At 69.1% G+C, this 17797-nt stretch carries 15 protein-coding genes; 3 read left to right on the top strand and 12 right to left on the bottom strand.

All coding sequences use genetic code 11. The features are described 5' to 3' along the window. From ACFRAQ_RS25880 to ACFRAQ_RS25860, 5 genes are all read right to left on the bottom strand, one after another. Window positions 1-1683, bottom strand: coding sequence for a C39 family peptidase (locus ACFRAQ_RS25880; RefSeq protein WP_379103992.1), 1683 nt, complete (start codon window positions 1681-1683; stop codon window positions 1-3). A gap of 521 nt (window positions 1684-2204) precedes the next feature. Continuing rightward, window positions 2205-3101 (bottom strand): 3-methyladenine DNA glycosylase, encoded by an 897-nt coding sequence (locus ACFRAQ_RS25875; RefSeq protein ID WP_379104937.1) that lies wholly within the window; start codon window positions 3099-3101, stop codon window positions 2205-2207. Further along, window positions 3101-4165: a hemolysin family protein gene (locus ACFRAQ_RS25870; protein ID WP_379103989.1), complete on the bottom strand. Its 1065-nt coding sequence runs from the start codon at window positions 4163-4165 to the stop codon at window positions 3101-3103. The genes ACFRAQ_RS25875 and ACFRAQ_RS25870 overlap by 1 nt, the downstream gene beginning before the upstream one ends. Continuing rightward, on the bottom strand, window positions 4158-5534 hold the full coding sequence (locus tag ACFRAQ_RS25865) for a hemolysin family protein (RefSeq protein WP_379103986.1): 1377 nt from the start codon (window positions 5532-5534) through the stop codon (window positions 4158-4160). Before ACFRAQ_RS25865 ends, ACFRAQ_RS25870 begins: the two co-directional genes overlap by 8 nt. Before the next feature lie 358 nt (window positions 5535-5892). Continuing rightward, window positions 5893-7329 (bottom strand): GuaB1 family IMP dehydrogenase-related protein, encoded by a 1437-nt coding sequence (locus ACFRAQ_RS25860; protein WP_379103983.1) that lies wholly within the window; start codon window positions 7327-7329, stop codon window positions 5893-5895. A 96-nt stretch (window positions 7330-7425) separates the two neighbouring features. Between ACFRAQ_RS25860 and ACFRAQ_RS25855 the strand changes: the two genes are divergently transcribed. Next, window positions 7426-7866, top strand: a complete 441-nt coding sequence (locus tag ACFRAQ_RS25855; RefSeq protein ID WP_379103981.1) for a nuclear transport factor 2 family protein — start codon at window positions 7426-7428, stop codon at window positions 7864-7866. Between the two features lie 290 nt (window positions 7867-8156). Here the strand turns inward: ACFRAQ_RS25855 and ACFRAQ_RS25850 are convergent, their stop codons facing one another. The 6 genes from ACFRAQ_RS25850 to ACFRAQ_RS25825 form a co-directional block, all read right to left on the bottom strand. Beyond that, on the bottom strand, window positions 8157-9917 hold the full coding sequence (locus ACFRAQ_RS25850; RefSeq protein WP_379103978.1) for a DEAD/DEAH box helicase: 1761 nt from the start codon (window positions 9915-9917) through the stop codon (window positions 8157-8159). Between the two features lie 160 nt (window positions 9918-10077). Continuing rightward, complete coding sequence (locus ACFRAQ_RS25845) at window positions 10078-11019, bottom strand: M48 family metalloprotease (protein WP_357085127.1); 942 nt, start codon at window positions 11017-11019, stop codon at window positions 10078-10080. 43 nt (window positions 11020-11062) lie between these two features. Then, window positions 11063-11464, bottom strand: coding sequence for a BlaI/MecI/CopY family transcriptional regulator (locus tag ACFRAQ_RS25840; RefSeq protein ID WP_379103975.1), 402 nt, complete (start codon window positions 11462-11464; stop codon window positions 11063-11065). Between the two features lie 78 nt (window positions 11465-11542). Beyond that, window positions 11543-12334 carry an ABC transporter ATP-binding protein gene (locus ACFRAQ_RS25835; RefSeq protein ID WP_379103972.1) on the bottom strand — a complete coding sequence of 264 codons (792 nt, stop codon included), beginning with the start codon at window positions 12332-12334 and terminating at the stop codon, window positions 11543-11545. 37 nt (window positions 12335-12371) lie between these two features. Next, window positions 12372-13445: a FecCD family ABC transporter permease gene (locus ACFRAQ_RS25830; protein WP_379103970.1), complete on the bottom strand. Its 1074-nt coding sequence runs from the start codon at window positions 13443-13445 to the stop codon at window positions 12372-12374. Between the two features lie 74 nt (window positions 13446-13519). After that, complete coding sequence (locus tag ACFRAQ_RS25825; protein WP_379103968.1) at window positions 13520-14557, bottom strand: FecCD family ABC transporter permease; 1038 nt, start codon at window positions 14555-14557, stop codon at window positions 13520-13522. 134 nt (window positions 14558-14691) lie between these two features. Here ACFRAQ_RS25825 and ACFRAQ_RS25820 point away from each other — a divergent pair, with 134 nt between their 5' ends. Further along, a complete protein-coding gene (locus ACFRAQ_RS25820; protein WP_379103966.1) occupies window positions 14692-15396 on the top strand; it encodes a hypothetical protein in 705 nt (234 codons plus the stop codon). Between the two features lie 205 nt (window positions 15397-15601). Then, window positions 15602-16636, top strand: coding sequence for a helix-turn-helix transcriptional regulator (locus ACFRAQ_RS25815; protein ID WP_379103964.1), 1035 nt, complete (start codon window positions 15602-15604; stop codon window positions 16634-16636). 3 nt (window positions 16637-16639) lie between these two features. Here the strand turns inward: ACFRAQ_RS25815 and ACFRAQ_RS25810 are convergent, their stop codons facing one another. Next, window positions 16640-17599: a helix-turn-helix domain-containing protein gene (locus ACFRAQ_RS25810; RefSeq protein ID WP_379103962.1), complete on the bottom strand. Its 960-nt coding sequence runs from the start codon at window positions 17597-17599 to the stop codon at window positions 16640-16642. Between the last annotated feature and the right edge of the window lie 198 nt (window positions 17600-17797).

Raw genomic sequence — 17797 nt, 5'->3', positions numbered from 1 at the left:
TCAAGACGTTTTGGTCGCCTTTCCGATCTCGGCGACACCGTCGACGAGAGTGTGACCGCCCAGCTGCGCCCAGCCATTGCCGGTAATGCCCATCAGCTGGATCTCGAGGTCCCTGACCTGGTCGGCGATCCGGGCGGGGAAGGAGACCTGGGTCGGGCCGGCGGGAGGTGCGAAGCCGTCGATGGTCAGTTTCTGGCCGATGGCGGCGACGCCGTCGACCAGCGTGTGACCGCCCAGCTGCGGCCAGCCGGTGCCGCCCACACCCATCAGCTGGATCCACACGTCGGGGATCTGGCCCGCGGCGCCGGTCGGGAAGGGCACGTTGGTCGCACCGGTGGGAGCCCCGAAGCCGGTGATCTTCAGCTTCTGGCCGATAGCGGCTACACCGTCGACGAGGGTGTGGCCACCGAGCTGCGGCCATCCCGTTCCCGGTGTGAAGTCCTCGCCGTCGCCGAAGAATTGGATCCACACGTCGCGGACCTGACCGTCGACGCCCGCCGGGAACGGCACATTGACCGCGGTGGTGGGAGCCGCGAAGCGGCTGATCTTCAGCTTCTGACCGATCGCGGCGAATTCGTCGACGAGGGTTCGCCCGCCCAGCTGGGGCCATCCCGTGCCGGGTGTGTTGTTGCCGCCGTCGCCGAAGAGCTGGATCCACACGTCTCCGATCGGCAAGGTGGGCATCGGGGCCGCGGTCGCCGAGGTATAGCCCTTCGGGGGGATCAGTGTCGCGAGCTGATCGAAGCCGATCCAATACCCGTACGGGCTGAATCCGCTGTCGGCGACCCACACCGCACGCGGGAAGGCGCTGTCATAGCCCATCAACGCGATGTAATGGAACACTTCACCGCCGCCGTAGACGGGCGATACCGAACCCTTGACGCCTTGCGGGTAGTTGTTCGGCGGGGCATCGATATTTGCGACGACGCCGAAGCCGGCATCGATCGAACCGACGATGTCCTTCCACAACCGGTCCTTCTGGGCGCCGGTCGGCGGATCGTCGTGCATGTACGTGTCGACATACTTCGCGGCGGGGAGAATCCTGTTCAGCACCGGAGTGATCAAACCGACGTAATCGGTCCCGTTCTCGGTGGTCCCGATCTCGGTGGCCAAATATTGCTCGGAGAGATTCACTCCACACGAATTGCACACGATCTGGGTGGCGGCGGGACCGCACCAGAAGAACCTCTCCTGCGGGACGATCGACCTGTCGTAGGGGAGTTCCCTCTCCGTCGGTTCCCCACCCGGCGACACCGAAGCCAGCCGGTCATAGATCTCCTGGGCGTCGGACATGCGTTCGTCGTAGCGATCGGGGAACGCCGACCGCTGCACCTCTTGGGCATACGAACCGGGTGAATCCGGACCGTTGTAGTCCAGCCTCGCGAGTCGCTCGTAGAACAGCCCTGCCGACGTGGTCGGGTTCATACAGGTCGCGCAATCCGCCCACCAGTACTCGCCGTTGTCGCCCTGCCGGATCTGTTGCTGGAACACGCCCACCGAGTAGCCGTCGGTCCCCACGGCATCGTGTTCGAGCTGCATGGACTCCGGCACGGCGGGATTCGCGTAGATCGTCAAGTTCGACTCGACGAGCCCCGTCGCCAGTGCGATCACGATGCCGCGCTGGCTGATTCCACGTCGCTGCCCCTCCGCGATGATCGCTTGGGCGACTTGATCCCGTGTCATAGCTATGCGCCTCCTCTGTCGAAAGCAGATGCGCACCCTTCGAGAATTCGCGTGATCGCGAAAAGAATCGGTTGCGTGCGTCGCCGAACGAGCATTCTGAATAAACGGCGTGTCGCATATTCCGTTTATCGGGCTGCATTCGAGGTGGGGCGGCACCTCGGAGCCCTGGCAATCCCCCCGTCGTTCGTGAACGAGGCCAGTTGGTCTTCTAATTGGGCGCGGGCACGCGCCGACGACAGCAGGAACTGTCGAATATGACGACGGTGGGCGATCCGCCGACCTGGGACGGATGCGTGGCACTGTTCCTGTCAGATGCGCCGACCAGGTGCCCTATCCAACCTTGCCCCCCAAATTCCTTAGCCGTCCGAACCTGTAGTCGAATGTGCCAATCGGCCAGTGCGCAGTCGAGATTTCCTGATAATAGTGCACGTCAGCGCCATTCGGAAGCAGGACTAAACCGTCATACCGGTCACGAATATCATTTGTTCGCAAACGCATCGAATCCGGGATGCCATTCGCGCCTACACGCTCAGCAGGTGTCGCGCGGCGTCGAGCAGGCGGGTGCGCAGGAGTTCGGATCGGGCCGCGATGTCGGCTTGGCCGCGAACGTATTCGGCTCGGCCGGAAGGTGTTTCGATGCGAATCGGCTCGTAGCCGTAGTCCAGCAGGTCGTAGGGACTGGCCTTCATGTCGAGCTCGCGGGCGGCGCAGGCCAGTTCGAAGGCGTCGAACAGCAGGTCGGAGCTGATCAAGGGGGTCAGTTTGAAGCCCCACTTGTAGATGTCCATATTGGCGTGCAGGCAGCCGGGTTGCTCACGGGCGATCTGGGAGTCGCGGGTGAGGGGTTCGATATTGAGGGGGACGGCCGCGGGGGTGAAGAAGCGGAAGGCGTCGAAGTGGGTGCAGCGGATCTGCATCGATTCGACGACGGCGTCGGTGCCGGCGGAGCCCAGGCGGAGCGGGACCTGCTGGTGTCGGACATCGTCGGTGCGGTAGACCATGGCCCACTCGTGGAGGCCGAAGCAGGACAGCTGAGCCGGACGGGAGGCGGTCGCGGACAACAGGGAGGCGACGAATTCGATGGTGTCGCGGCGCTTTTCGAGAAAGGCGGGATCGGCGGTCCAGCCCGTGACGGGCGTTCCGTCGGGGGAGTCCACCGAGATCTGCTGGTAGCCGCGGGATCCCGTGTACTCCTCGGCATCGGTCAGCACGACACCGAACCCCGGGTGCCAGCGTTTCAGCTGGGCGGGCTTGTTGCCGTAATAGGTGAACAGGAAGTCGATCACCGGGTGCTTGGTGCCCGCCGCGCGCCGGTCGAGGTACGGACCGAGCAGCGCGTCGACGCGGGCGCGGTGGGCGGCCGCCCGGTCCCGCCACGCGGGACCGGACAGCACGGGGGAATCGATGCGGGTGTTCATCATTCGGCGAGACGGTGGGTGGCGTCGCGGACGGTGCCCACGAACTCCTCCACCAGATCCTCCAGGGCCACGATGCCGACCGTATTGCCGCGGCTGTCCACCACACGCCCCAGGTGGGAGTTGGTACGGCGCAGGCGGGCCAGCGCCTCGAACAAGGTGGTGCCCATGCTGACGGTGGGCAGCGGACGGATATCGGTGCGCGGGATCGGAGTGCCCGGGCCCGCGTCCTCGTCGGCGGTCAGATCGAGCACATCCTTGACGTGGAGGTAGCCGACCAGCGAACCGTCGTCCGCCCGGACCGGGTACCGCGAGAAACCGGTCTCGGCGACAGCGGATTCGATGTCACCGAGAGTGGTCCCGTCGCCGCGCAACGGCACCGAGCGGGCCTTGGCCAGCGGCACCATCACATCGGCGACGATCCGATCGCTCGAGCCCAGCGCCTGCGTGAGGCGACGATGCTCCTCCTCGTCCAACAGCCCCTCGGAGCGCGATTCACCGAACATCTCGGCCAGCTCGTCCGACGACACCGTCGAATCCAGCTCGTCCTTCGGCTCGATCCGCAATGCCCGCAGCGAGATATTGGCCGCGAAGTTGTAGACCGCGATCAACGGCTTGGCCAGCCGCAGCCACATCAAATGCAGCGGAACCAGCAGCAGCGCCATCCGTTCCGGACCGGCGAGCGCGATGTTCTTCGGGATCATCTCGCCGAGCAGGATGTGCAGGATCACCACGATCGTCAACGCCAGCGCGAACGAGATCGGATGCAGCAGCGAATCCGGCACGCCCAGCAGATCGAACGGCTTCTCCAGCAGGTGCGCCACCGCGGGCTCACCCACCCGGCCCAGCAGGATCGAGCAGATGGTGATGCCCAGCTGCGCCGCCGCCAGCATCATCGACAGGTTCTGGCCCGCCTCGATCACGGTATTGGCGCTGCGTTTGCCCTGCGCCGCAAGCGCTTCGAGCCGGTCACGGCGCGCGGAGATCAACGCGAACTCCGCGCCGACGAAGAATGCGTTGCCCAGCAACAGGAGGAACGTCAACAGGACGGCGTACAGGTCACCCATGAGTCTGCTCCCAGATCGCGAGGGCCTCGGCGTCGATCGGCCGGATCAGGACGCGGTCGATGCGGCGGCCGTCCATGCGCTCCACGGTGGCGATCCAGCCGCCTCGCGTGTGGGTGTGCTCGAGCTGGCTGTTGCCGGGTTGGGGCAGCAGCACCTCGTCGCCGGTTTCGGGGATCCGGCCCAGACGGGTCAGGACCAGGCCGCCCAAGGTTTCGTACTCGCCCTCGGGCGGGTCGTATCCGGTGGTGCGGGACACCTCGTCGATGCGCATCAGACCCGAGCAGTTCCAGCCGTTGGCCGTGCGGCGCACATCGAGTTCCTCCTCGTCGTGCTCGTCGCGCACGTCGCCGAGGATCTCCTCGATCAGATCCTCCATGGTGACGATGCCCGCGGTGCCGCCGTACTCGTCGACCACCAGCGCCACCTGCATGCCGTCGCGGCGCACCCGCTCGAGCACCTCGTCGCCGTCCAGGCTGGCCGGCACCACGGGCACCTGCTGCGCGATGGACTTCAAGGTGATCTGGCGGCGATCCTTCACCGGATGCACGAAGGTCTGCTTGATGTGCACGAACCCGAGCGTGTTGTCGAGATCGCCGTCCACGACCGGGAACCGCGAGTACCCGGTTTCACGCGCGGCGTCGATCAGATCGGCGAGAGTGCAGTCCTGATCGAGGGTTTCGATGGTCATGCGCGGCGTCATCAACTCCTCCGCGGTGCGGTCGCCGAACTGCAGCGACCGATCCACCACCTGCGCGGTGCGCTGATCGAGCGCCCCGTGCAGCGCGGAAGTCCGCACCAGCGAACCCAATTCCTGCGGTGAGCGGGCCGACCGGAGTTCCTCGGCCGGTTCGATGCCGATTCGGCGCACCGCCCAGTTGGCGGCCCCGTTCAGGAAATTGATCATCCACTTGAAGACGGTGGAGAAGGCGATCATCGGGCCCGCGGTCCAGCGCGCGGTCTCCAGCGGGGAGGCGATGGCGATGTTCTTGGGCACCAGCTCGCCGTAGATCATCGACAGCGAGGTGGCGATGATCAGCGCCAGCGCCAGGGAGATGCCCTGCGCGGTCCCGGCGCCCAGCCCGAACGCGCTCAGCATCGGCTCCAGCAGCCGGGCCAGCACGGGCTCGGCGATGTAACCGGTGATCAGGGTGGTGATGGTGATGCCCAGCTGAGCGCCCGACAACTGGAACGAGAGCGTGCGATGCGCCTGGCGCACCTGCCGGGCCCGGCGGTCGCCGTCACGGGCGTGGGCCTCCACGGTGGAGCGTTCCAGAGCGGTGAGCGAGAATTCCGCGGCCACGAACAACGCCGTGCCGACGGTCAGAGCGATGAATCCGAGCAGACTGAGAATGGTGAGCAGAACCGACACGGTCAGCACCACCCGGCCGTTTCCGAAGCCGGTATTGCGGGGAAGCCGGGTTTGTCACCCGGCTCGGTAGAGGAGCCCTCCTGTGAAGCGCCCTGGGACGCGGGTGACAACTGGTTCCTTTCGCAGGGGTTGCTGGCGGAGATACGCCACGGATACCCAGTTCCTGGGTCCGGTCAGGCCATGCTACCGGGCGGCTTCACCGGTTTCCGCACGGCGGGGCCGTATCACAGTGGATGGTCGCCGGGAATCGTCCGGCGGCGACCGGGCGTGACACGCCGAACGGGGTCCGCGCACACGAAACCCGGCGGATCCGAGCGGACCCGCCGGGTTCGGGTTGTGCAGTACTAACGGGGAACGATCACCAACCGGACGGCAGCGGACGGCCTTCGGCGAAACCGGCGGCCGACTGGATGCCCAGCACGGCGCGCTCGTGGAACTCGCCGATGGTGCGCGCGCCCGCGTAGGTGCAGGAGCTGCGCACACCGGAGGTGATGTGGTCGATCAGGTCCTCGACACCGGGACGCTCGGGATCCAGGCGCATCCGCGAGGACGAGATGCCCTCCTCGAACAGCGCCTTGCGGGCCCGGTCGAACGCCGAGTCGGTGGCGGTGCGGGCCGCCACGGCCCGCTTGGACGCCATGCCGAAGGACTCCTTGTAGCGGTTGCCGTCACGGTCGGTGCGCAGGTCGCCGGGCGACTCGTAGGTGCCCGCGAACCAGGAGCCGATCATCACGTTGGCCGCGCCGGCCGCGAGCGCCAGCGCCACGTCGCGCGGGTGGCGGACGCCGCCATCGGCCCACACGTGCTTGCCGAATTCCTTGGCGGCCGCGGCGCATTCGGCCACCGCGGAGAACTGCGGGCGGCCCACGCCGGTCATCATGCGGGTGGTGCACATGGCGCCGGGGCCGACACCGACCTTGATGATGTCCGCGCCCGCCTCGATCAGATCGCGGGTGCCCTCGGCGGAGACCACATTGCCCGCGACCAGCGGCACGCCCAGATCCAGCGCCGCCACCGAGGCCAGCGCCTCCAGCATCTTCTGCTGGTGGCCGTGCGCGGTGTCCATGACCAGCACGTCGGCGCCCGCGTCGACCAGGGCCTTGGCCTTGCCCGGGATGTCGCCGTTGATGCCGACCGCGGCCGCGATGCGCAGCCGGCCCGCGGTGTCGGTGGCCGGGGTGTAGATGCCGGTGCGGATGGCGCCGGTGCGGGTCATCACGCCCGCGAGGGTGCCGTCGGCGTGGACCAGCACGGCCAGGTGGGCGTGCTTGGCCTCGAGCAGATCGAAGATGTCGCGGGGCGAGGCATCGGCCGCGGCGCTGACGAAGTTGGCGTCGGCGATGGTGCTCAGGCGGGCGAAACGGTCCACGTCGGCGCAGGCCGCCTCGGTGACCACACCCACCGGCTTGCCGTTCTCGACCACGACGACCGCGCCGTGGGCGCGCTTGTGGATGAGCGCCAGCGCGTCGGACACCGACTGCTCGGGATCCAGCACGACGGGGGTGTCGGCGGTGAGCGAGCGGCTCTTGACGAAGGCGATGGTGTCGGCGGCCGCCGGGATCGGAAGATCCTGCGGCAGCACCACGATGCCGCCGCGGCGGGCCACGGTCTCGGCCATGCGGCGGCCGGCGACGGCGGTCATGTTCGCGACCACGAGGGGGATGGTGGTGCCGGTCCCGTCCGCGGTGGACAGGTCGACATCGAAACGGGACGCCACATCCGTCCGGCGGGGGACGAGGAAGACGTCGTCGTAGGTCAGGTCATAGGGCGGGGTCTGCCCGGGAAGAAACTGCACGTTGGACCATGGTAGCTGAATGCTGTGCGTTCGCCAGCGACTTGCCAAGGAAATTCCGATTGCCGCGCGAATCGGGGTGTCCTAGCGTTCGCGAGCGTGACCGATCTTGCGGCGCTCGCCGATCGACTGGACGTCGGCGACACCATCACCAAACTCTTCGTCTACTGCGACCAGGCCCGCTGGGCCGACCTGCGCGAGTCGGTGCTCGCGCCGGAGGTGTTCTTCGACAACGGTTTCGGCGGTCCGGTCGGGCCGCAGCCCGGTGGCGACATCGTCGACGCCTGGGCCGCCGGGCTGGGCGCACTGGACGCCGTCCACCACCAGGCGGGCAATCAGCTCATCGAGATCACCGGTGATACCGCGCTGGCGCACGCCGACGCCATCGCCGTGCACGTGAAGAACGACGCCACCGGCGGCGCCACCCGCTGGTTCGTCGGCAGCTACGTGCTGGGGTTGCGGCGCACCGAAAAGGGCTGGCGCATCGACCGTTTCGAATACAAGCTGAAGGTCATCGACGGCAACCCCGACTTGATCTGACCGCCGAGCGCGGACGCGGTGAGGGTGGCGGGTCTCGCGGCCGGTTCCTCGCCGCCTGCGCCGGGCCGCTGTCGATCGGCTTGGGCCGCAGCGGGTTCGAACGGATGGCGTCTACTCTCGTCGGCCCGTCGCAGGAGTCCTGAACGTGCCCGCCCCGAGCCGTCGGACGTTTGCTAAACGTTTGCTAGACCTTGTTTCGGTCCCCGAGTTATCTCAATCTCGTCGGATTTGCCGGAAACGCCGCTCGATTCGCCTGCGCGTGTCGTAGGAACCTACAAACGTGTCGCCGCTCAGCGGGACGAACGCCGGGCCGCACCCGGCTTGCGCTTCTTGTTGTGCGTGCGACTCTCGCCCTGCGGCCGCTGCTGCCGGAACCGCGGCTGCTCCTTGTCGGCCTTCCGCTCGGGCGCGGGCGGGGCCGAGGGATCGGCGATCGGACGGCCGCTCGGGCGCCGGGCACCCGTGATCTCGACGAGCCGGCGATCGCCCGGCCGCACCTCGACATCGGTGAGGGTCACCGACGCCCGCTCCGCGAGCCGCGCTGCCTCTTCCCGGTCGTCCGGGGTGACGATGGTGACGACCGTGCCCGACGCGCCCGCCCGCGCGGTCCGGCCGGTGCGGTGCAGGTAGTCCTTCGGGTCCGCGGGCGGATCGACGTGCACGACCAGCGAGACATCGTCGATGTGCAGCCCGCGCGCCGCCACATCCGTGGCCACCAGCACCGGCGCGGTCCCGTCGGCGAACGCGGCGAGCATCCGGGTGCGCTGGTTCTGTGCCTTTCCGCCGTGCAGCGCGACCGCGCCGATCCCGATCTCCCGCAGCTTGCGGGCCAGCTTGTCCGCCCCGTGCTGGGTGCGCACGAACAGCAGCGTCCGCCCCGGCCGCGCGGCGATCTCGCTGACCACCGCCCGCTTGTCCGGCCGCCGCACATGCAGTGCGTAGTGGGCGATATCGGGTCCAGCGGCTACTCTCCCGAACCCGCCGACGACCGTGCCGCCCGTGGCGGTAGCGTCTACCGCGCTCGAACCCGTGGCCGCCGCTGTCGGACCGGTACCCGCCTCGGCAGCGCCCATGCCCGGAGAGCCCGCTCCCAGTAGGGCCGAGGCTTCACCCCGCGACGCCGCGCCCATGGCCGGGGCGCCCGGCGTGGTCGAACCCGGGTGCTGCGTGGTCGAATCCGCGCCCAACGCCGAACTCGTCCCGAACGCGGCCGAATCCGTGCCCGCCGGTGCGGTTTTCGCCGTGGTCGCGCCGATCGCGTGGGTGGCGGGCTCGCGGAGGTACTTCTGCACCAGCCCGTCGATCGACTCGTCCAGCGTCGCCGAGAACAACAGCTGCTGCGCGTCATCGGGCACCTTGTTCAGCAGGGCCGTGAGCTGCGGTAGGAAGCCGAGTTCGGCCATGTGGTCGGCCTCGTCGACGGTGACCACCCGAATATCGGCCAGCTGCACCGCTTTCCGCCCGAGCAGGTCGGTCAACCGGCCCGGTGTCGCGATGACCACGTCCACGCCGCGCGCCAGCCGCTCCTCCTGCTTCTTGATCGGGAGCCCGCCGACCGCGGTGGCCAGGCGCAGGCCCAGCGACAGCGCGGGTTCGTCCAGCGCCGCTTCGATCTGGATCGCCAGTTCCCGGGTGGGCGCGAGGATCAGACCGCGCGGCCGCTTGGGGGCGCTGGGCGCACCGAACAGCCGCACCAGCATCGGCAACCCGAACGCCAGCGTTTTGCCCGACCCCGTGGCGGCCCGGCCCAGCACGTCGCGGCCCGCGAGAATATCGGGAATGACCGCGGCCTGAATCGGGAATGCCGAATCCATCCCGCCCCGCCGCAGCGCCTGCACCAGCACCGGCGGCAGACCGAGATCCGCGAATCGAATCGGACTCGATTCCGCCGCACCGCCCGCGCGGGCTCCGTGTCCGGCCGCTCCGGCGCTGCCGCCGACATCGCCTGCCGTTCCCGCGGGCCCGGCCGGCATCTCCGCGGATGCCGGTCGTGCCGTGCTGGATGCCGGGTCGGCCGCGGATGTCGGGTCGGTGTGGATGGTGTCCTCCATGGCTGTTCTCGGTGTGTCGGCAGGAGCTGTGCTCGGTGTCGCCGCAGGTCGGTTTCGGGCGCCACGGCGAGTGGACGAGGCGTCGAGGGAGCCGGGTGCGCCGCCGGGCACGGCGGAACCGTCCGCGCCCGAGTCGGATTCGCGGGCGGGCGGAGCGGGTTCAGGCACGGCTGACCAGGCGGCTGACCTCGACCAGCCAGGGGATCGCGACGGCGAGGGTCGGCACGACGAGGATCGCGGCGGCGGCCAGGTAGGCGGCGACGGCGATGCGCAGGTCGCCGATGGGACCGGCGAGGCGCTGGATGCGGATCAGGGTGCTGGGTCCGCCCGCGGCCATCGCGCCCTGCGGGGCGGGCGAATTCGAGCAGGCCACCAGGGCGCGGGCCAGCGGGGTGGGGCCGGTGACCTTGACCGCGGAGTCGTCGGCCAGCAGTTCGATGAGCAGTTTCACCGAGTCCAGCGCGGACTTGGAGCGGACCACGCGGGGGAAGGCCTCGTGCGCGGCGGTGAAGGCTTCCAGCACCAGGTCGTGGCGGGCGCGCAGATGCGAGCGTTCGTGACTGACGATGGCGGTGAGTTCCTCGTCGGTCAGATTGGTGACCGTCCCCTGGCTGAGCACCACGCGGCGGCGCAGTCCGGGCAGGCAGTAGGCGATCGGCTCGGTGGCCGCGAGCACCCGGATGTCGGCCGATTTGCGTTGCACGCTGGACTGATCGAGCAGGTCGACCAGCATGCGGTGGCGGGCGCGGCGGCGGCGGGTGTGGATGCCGACCCGGATCACCGACCAGATCAGCCGCGCCCCGACCAGCAGTGTGAGCGCGAACACCAGCACCAGGCCCAGCCACAGCGGCAGGCCGAGGACGTCGATTTCCTTGCTGGGCGTGGTGGTCGGCCGGCCGTCGGGGCCGGGGACCAGCAGGCGGGAGGCGATGGCGAGGCCGGAGCCGAAGGCGCTGAGCACCGCGGCCAGTGCGATGGCCTGCCAGAGCACCAGGGCGGCACGGGGACTGCGGAAGGGCCAGGTGGCCCGGGAGAGCAGCGCTGGTACCGGTCCCGCCAATAACAAGGCGAGACCGGCGAATACCGGCGCTGTCCAGTCCATGTCCTCAGCTCACTGCGTTGTGGGGCTCGGGCCGAGGGTACAGCTAAACGGACTCGGGTTTGTCCTTGCGCGCCACCTCGGTGGCTTCGAGCTTAGCGAGTGCGGCGCGCAATGCGTCAGCCTCGTCGGCGCCGACCTGCTCGACGAAGTGCACGAGCGCGGCGCGGCGGCTGCCCACCTCGTCCGCCTGCTGCAGCGCGTCGAACATGAGGCTGGCGACGAGTTCGTCGCGGGTGTGCACGGGCGCGTACCGGTGTGCGCGGTCGTCGCGCTGCTGGACGACGAGGTTCTTCTTCGCCAAGCGCTGTAGAACGGTCATCACCGTGGTGTACGCGAGTTCACGACGCTCAGCGAGGGCTTCATGGACCTGCCGGACCGTTTGCGGTTCGTCGGCCGACCACAACTGGTCCATGACCGCTTTCTCGAGTTCACCAAGACCTGCCATCCCACCAGCTTACGGAGGCAACGACAGCAATGCGTACTACAGGTCGTCGTAACCGGCGGGTTGCTGGTGTGGGATTCCTCATACGATGACGTGACGGTTGCCGATCGGCACGATCATGGGCCGCCCGGACACCGGATCCTCGAGCACCTCGGCCCGCAGATTGAACACCTCGAGCAGCAGCTCGGCGTCGATGATGTCGGCCGGGGCGCCCTGGGCCTGGATGCGCCCGTCGCGCATGACGATGAGGCGGTCGCTGTAGCGGATGGCCAGGTTCAGATCGTGCAGCACCATGACCACGGTCCGGCCCAGGTCGTCGTGCAGGCGGTCGACCAGGTCCAGCACCTCGAGGGCGTGGGTGAGGTCGAGGTAGGTGGTCGGCTCGTCGAGCAGCAGGATGTCGGTGCCCTGGGCCAGGGCCATGGAGATCCATGCGCGCTGGCGCTGGCCGCCGGACAGCTCGTCGAGGGTGCGGCCCGCGAGGTCCGCGATGCCGGTCTGTTCGAGGGCGGCCAGCACTTCGGTCTCGTCGTCGGCGGACCACTGCCGAAGCCAGGACTGGTGCGGGTGGCGGCCGCGGGCGACCAGATCGGCGACGGTGAGGCCCTCGGGCGCGACCGGCGTCTGCGGCAGCATGCCGACCACGCGGGCGATGTCCTTGGTCTTCATGGTGGCGATGGCCTTGCCGTCCAACAGGACCCGGCCCGCCTTGGGGCGCAGCAGCCGGCCCAGGGAGCGCAGCAGGGTGGACTTGCCGCAGCCGTTGGGGCCGATGACGGTGGTGATGAGCCCGGGCTCGATGTCCACCGACAGTCCGTCGACGATGATCCGCTCGCCGTAGCCGAGAGTGAGGGATTCCGCAGCGAGAGTCACAGTGCCACCTTAGAAGTCGCGGGAGCCGACGTCGAAGTCACAGTGTCGCCTTCCGGTTGGTGCGAACGAGCAGATACAGCAGGAACGGTCCGCCCACGGCCGCGGTGACCACGCCCACGGGCAGCGACACCGGAAACGCGGTGCGCGCGAGCAGGTCCGCGCCGACCACGGCGACGGCCCCGACCAGCGCGGACGCGATGACCGGTTCACCGGGGGTGCGCAGCAGCCGCCGCGCGATCTGCGGCGCCGCCAGGCCCACGAAGCCGAGCGGGCCGACCGCGGCGGTCGCCAGCGCGGTGCAGCCAACCGCGGCGGCGATGAGGATCGCCTGCTGGGTCTGGATGCGGACGCCGAGGATGCGGGTGGTGTCGGTGCCGAACCGCAGCGCGGCCAGTGTGCGCGCCGATCCGGCGGTGACGAGCAGCGCGAGCCCCAACCCGATCGAGGCGGGGATCAGGCTCGACCAGTCGGCCATGTTCAGCGACCCGGTCAGCCATTGCTGGGCGTGCGCGGCGTCGGTGAGCGTGGCCCGCGTCAGCAGCCAGCTCACCACCGACAGCAGCGCCGCGTTGACGCCGATCCCGATGAGCACCAACCGGAATCCCATCACGCCAGCGTCCCCGGACGCGGTCCGTCCCCAGGCCAGCAGATAGATGAGCACCGCGGTCAGCAGCCCGCCCGCCAGCGCCGCTCCCGAAACCCCGAGCGCCGCAGCCGTCCCCGTCCCGGCCCCGCCGAGCCCGACCAGTACCGCGACCGCGCCGACGCTCGCACCGGAGGTGATGCCGAGCAGATCCGGACTGGCCAGGGGGTTGTGCAGAATCGACTGCGTCACCGCGCCCGCCAGCCCCAGCGCCGCCCCGACCACCACGGCGGTCAGCGCCCGGGGCAGCCGCGAATCCATGATCACGAATCGCTGCGCCCGAGTCCCGCCCCTGCCCAGCACATCCAGCACCCGCCCGAGCGGAATCCGGAACTCACCCACCGCGATGTCCAGCGCGAACAATCCGAACAGCAAGGCCGCCAGCGAGATCACGGTGATCACTGCCATCGGACGCAGCACGGACGAGAATCCGCCCACCCGCACGGCGGGCCGAACCGCTCGCAGCATGCCCGTCGAAGGGTTTGCCGGTGAGTCGCCCGAGCTCACAGCGTCGGGGGCGGTGTTGGGAGGTGTCGGGAGTGTCACAGGCTCACCAGCTTTCGGCGGCGGACGAGCAGGAGGAAGAAGGGTGCGCCGAGGGCTGCGAGGGTGACACCGGCTTGGAGTTCACCGGGGCGGGCGATCAATCGGCCCGCGGTGTCGGCCAGGAGCAGGACGATCGCGCCGAGCAACGCCGAGTAGGGGAGCAGCCAGCGGTAGTCGGGGCCGGTGAACGCCCGGGCCAGGTGGGGGACGATCAAGCCGAGGAAGGCGATGGGGCCGACGGCGGCGGTGGCCGCGCCCGCGAGCAGGACGACCGCCGCCAGGCCGAGGGCCCGGCTGCGGGTGATGTCGACGCCGAGGCCGCGGGCCACGTCGTCGCCGAGGCCGAGCAGGTTCAGGGTGGGGGCGCAGGTCAGGGCCAGGATGACGCCGACCGCGAGGAACGGCAGGACCTGCCGGAAGGTGGTGGCGTCGTGCCCGGCCACGTCGCCGACCACCCAGTAGCGGTAGGTGTTGAGGGCCGTCCCGTCCAGGAGGACAACGATATTGGTCATGGCCTGCAGGAACGCGGTCACGGCCGCGCCCGCGAGGACCAGGCTCAGCGGGCTCGCCTTACCGCCGCCGAGGGCTGAGATGCCGAAGACGACCGCGCCCGCGAGCAGTGCGCCCGCGAACGCGAACCAGATGTACTGCGCCGGGCTGGTGAGCGCGAGCAGGTGGATGCTCAGCGCCGCGAGGAACGCCGCGCCCGCGTTGATGCCGAGTAGTCCGGCGTCTGCCAGGGGGTTTCGGGTGTAGCCCTGGATGAGCGCCCCGGCCATGCCGAGCGCCAGCCCGGTGATCAGGGCCAGTCCGGTTCGGGGGAGCCGCAATTCACGCACGATCTGGGCGGCGGTGTCGGTGGCCGGGCACGAAAGCGGGAGTCCGCCAGGGCAGGTGAGCGCGTCGTAGACGGTTCCGAGACCCAGATTGCGGGTACCCAGGGCGATGCTGGCGGCCAGTGCGCCGAGCAGGAGCACGGCGAGAACGAGAAGTCCGGACAGACGTCGCCGTCTGGTGGTGACTACGGCGGGCACGGTGACGAACTACTCCTGACACGTTCTATGGTCGATAAGTCTGGTAAGCCTAACCTATCTTCTCGTACGCGTTGTCCATGCTCCACGCCTTTGGTCCCCACATTGGCCGAATAGTCGATGAATGAGGAGGTTCGATGCTCGAACCCGTAACCGTGTGCCCGCCGCGCGATTCCAGGCTCGCCTTCGGGACGGCCTGTCACCGCCTGCGCGCCCTGCAACCCGACCACCCGCGTGTCTACGCCGTCGCCGCCATGGTCGACCAGGGCAAACGCAGATGGTGGCGACTCGCCGCCGGCATCCGTGAGGGCCGCATCGAGCTGATGTACCGGCGCCACGCCGCGGAGATGAGCAATGCCGACATCGCCGCCGAGGTGGTGGCCACCGCGCTGATCCACGCGGTGGTGGGCCGGGTGATGGCCATGGTCGTGTCGGAGGGCCGCGCGTGGGATCCGGGCCTGGAGAACCTGTGGATTCACACCGACAACGACGGCGGCATCGACTGGGCCGGGCTGTCCGACACCACCATTCGCGTGCTGGACGGCGATCCGCTCGCCGGTGAGGACGGTGTGGTGGCGCTGCCGTGCGAGCCGGCGCTCTACGTCTGGCTCGCGCACCGCTGCCTGCCCGCGCTGACTCTCATCCAGGAGGCGATGACGCACTGCTCCGGTCTGGGCGTGCGGCGCTTCTGGGGGCTGGTCGCGGAATCGGTGGTGGGTGCGGCGACCTACGTTCCGGCCCTGGCCAATACGTCCTCCTCCGAGGGCGCGCGTCGCGGCCAGGCCATGCTGGCCGCCTTCGAGGATCGCGGTCTACCGGTGCGCCGCGCCTGCGTCAGGTAGACCTGTCGGTCCAATCGCCACGCCACCAGTTTGCTGTAGCCGTCGATTCGGTGCTGTGTCGCGCCCGTCCGGGTCTCGCAAGTAGACTGTGCGGCAAACAATCTTGATGCATTGACGGTGCAATTCATGCGCCGGGGCCGTGGACTCGCGGGCTATCTGCACAATGGTGTGCTGCCCACTTGCTGCTGCTACTGTTCCGACCGCGGTGCGGGCATCCCGAGGGGTGCCCGCACCGCGTCGGATCGAACTGGTGGAGGCGTGGATGGCGGTCGTGTTCGATACCGCGGCATTGGCCCGGCACGAGCGCGCGGACGCCCTGGCCGCCGTCGCCTCCGAGACCGTGGCCGCCGCCGATGTCCGCTTCGCCGATCGCGGTGGGGCCCACGGCCGTTTGGAAGCCTGGCTGTTCGGGCCGGTGGAAGTATTGCGGGCCGAGACCACGGGCGTCGACGTGCTCCGGACCCCCAAGCATGTCCGGACCACTCCCGCGGGCCTGTTCTCGGTGACGCGGCAGATCGGCGGCAACCGCATCCACGAACATTTCGGCATTCAGGAGGTGCTCGCGCCGGGGGACTGCGGAGCCATCGACCACGACAACCCGTTCGTGTCGGTGATGCGCGGCGCGTCGATCAGCGTGAGCCTGCGCATGTCGGTGGACGAGCTGGAACTACCGGGCGATGTCGTGCGCACCGCGGCGCTGGGTCTGCGCCGCAGCCCGTTGTGCCCGCTGGTCTCGTCGTTCATCGTCGACCTCATGACCCGCGCGGACACCATCGAGAACGACCCGGGCGCTGTCGATCTGGGCCGGGCCGGGGTGGATATGGTGCGCGCACTGGTGCTCTCGGCGGCCGGAGCCGAACCGGCGGAGGGGATCGGGGCCGGGCTGCCCGCCCCGCTGCTGCTGCGCCAGATGGAGACCTACCTGCGCCTGAATCTGCGCCGTCGCGACCTGACCGCGGCGGAAGTCGCCGCCGCGCACCACATCTCGGTGCGCCGGATGTATCGGCTGTGGTCGGAGCAGGGAGTCTCGATGCAGCAGTGGATCATCGGTGAACGTTTGGAGCTGACGCGTCGCATGCTCGCCGATCCCCGGCACACGGAGCGCACCATCGGCTGGATCGCGCGAGCCGCGGGATTTCGCGACGCGAGCCACTTCACCCGCCGCTTCCGCGCCGCCTACGGCGTCGGCCCGAGCGAATGGCGGGCCGAGGCGCGGGGTGTCGGCGGGTCCGCGAGCTGACGCTCAGGCGGTCGCCGCGGCGTAGCGCCAGTCCCGCGGGGTCATGCCGTACGCGGCCCGGAACCGGCGGGTGAAATGCGTGGCGTCCCGGAAACCGACGGTGTGCGCGATGGCACTGATGGTGCGCCCGCCGTGGGCCGGATCCACCAGCAGGGCGCGCGCGGCCGCGAGCCGTTCGCCGATGATCCACTGCTCCAGGCGAATTCCGGCGTTCGCGCACAGCCGGTAGAGGTAGCGGGCGGACATGTTGTGGGCCGCGGCGATCTGCTCGACCTTCAGGTCGGGGTCGTTGAGGTGGCGGCGCACGTAATTCTGCACCTCGCGGACCACGGCCTGCTGGTGGGCGGGGGTCTCGTCACCGGTCGAGGGTCCGGAGGCGGACAGCAGCAGCGCCCGCACCATCTCGACGCAGCACTGGCCCACCATGACCGCGGCCGGATCGCGTTCGAGCGCCTCGGCGCCCTCGATGAGTTCGGTGATCTGCCCGGCGATCATGTCGTGCAGCGGGCTGTGCCGCAGCCGGCCGGTGGCGGCCGCGAGGGTCTCGCCCGACACTCCCAGCCGATCGCGCGGGACGGCGATGCACCAGGATTCGCCCAGCCCGTCCCAGCCGACTTCGAAGGGTGTGGCGAAATCCCAGAGGGCGCATTCGCCCGGCGAGGTGACGGTGTGCCGCCCGTTCTGGTAGTGATGCCGGACCGCCTGCTTCTGCAGGACCACCGCGACCGCGGACGAGGGCGTTCGCAGCACCTGCGCGGGCGTCCGGCGGACCCGGACTGCCGAGATCTGGATCCGGTGCAGGGTGGCCACCCCGAGCCGCCACTTCTCGTGGCGGGTGACTATGCGTTCCGGTGGATCCAGCAATTCCGCGTCCACCTGCAGGGCCACCGACTTGGCGAGGTCGGTGACGAGGCCGTGCCGATTCTCGACCGGGCACGACTCCGCATCCAAAAGGACAGCCATCTCAACTCCCCTCGGAACTCGCCCGCACTCGAGTTCCAGCTTCGTGCTGAACATTACGAACGGCCTGATTTTAGAAAGTTCCAGGCCAACTCCCCGCATGCGCGGAGCGGCCATTACGAGGAGTGCAGTACTGAAAAGTCGGGCGAATAGAACTGGTCGGTCAAATGACCAGTGTTTTCGTCACCCGGGATCGACCCT

The organism is Nocardia sp. NPDC056611 (assembly GCF_042792755.1).
Classification (GTDB): domain Bacteria; phylum Actinomycetota; class Actinomycetes; order Mycobacteriales; family Mycobacteriaceae; genus Nocardia.
The sequence above is the reverse complement of the archived record's forward strand: the minus strand, read 5'-3'. Positions and strand labels throughout refer to the sequence as shown.

What these genes read in the sequence shown, in the direction of transcription:
- ACFRAQ_RS25810 (WP_379103962.1), bottom strand. Translation starts at nt 17,599, where the DNA reads ATGGCTGTCCTTTTGGATGCGGAGTCGTGCCCGGTCGAGAATCGGCAC.
- ACFRAQ_RS25870 (WP_379103989.1), bottom strand. Translation starts at nt 4,165, where the DNA reads ATGGGTGACCTGTACGCCGTCCTGTTGACGTTCCTCCTGTTGCTGGGC.
- ACFRAQ_RS25875 (WP_379104937.1), bottom strand. Translation starts at nt 3,101, where the DNA reads ATGAACACCCGCATCGATTCCCCCGTGCTGTCCGGTCCCGCGTGGCGG.
- ACFRAQ_RS25830 (WP_379103970.1), bottom strand. Translation starts at nt 13,445, where the DNA reads ATGCTGCGAGCGGTTCGGCCCGCCGTGCGGGTGGGCGGATTCTCGTCC.
- ACFRAQ_RS25840 (WP_379103975.1), bottom strand. Translation starts at nt 11,464, where the DNA reads ATGGCAGGTCTTGGTGAACTCGAGAAAGCGGTCATGGACCAGTTGTGG.
- ACFRAQ_RS25845 (WP_357085127.1), bottom strand. Translation starts at nt 11,019, where the DNA reads ATGGACTGGACAGCGCCGGTATTCGCCGGTCTCGCCTTGTTATTGGCG.
- ACFRAQ_RS25820 (WP_379103966.1), top strand. Translation starts at nt 14,692, where the DNA reads ATGCTCGAACCCGTAACCGTGTGCCCGCCGCGCGATTCCAGGCTCGCC.
- ACFRAQ_RS25880 (WP_379103992.1), bottom strand. Translation starts at nt 1,683, where the DNA reads ATGACACGGGATCAAGTCGCCCAAGCGATCATCGCGGAGGGGCAGCGA.
- ACFRAQ_RS25850 (WP_379103978.1), bottom strand. Translation starts at nt 9,917, where the DNA reads ATGGAGGACACCATCCACACCGACCCGACATCCGCGGCCGACCCGGCA.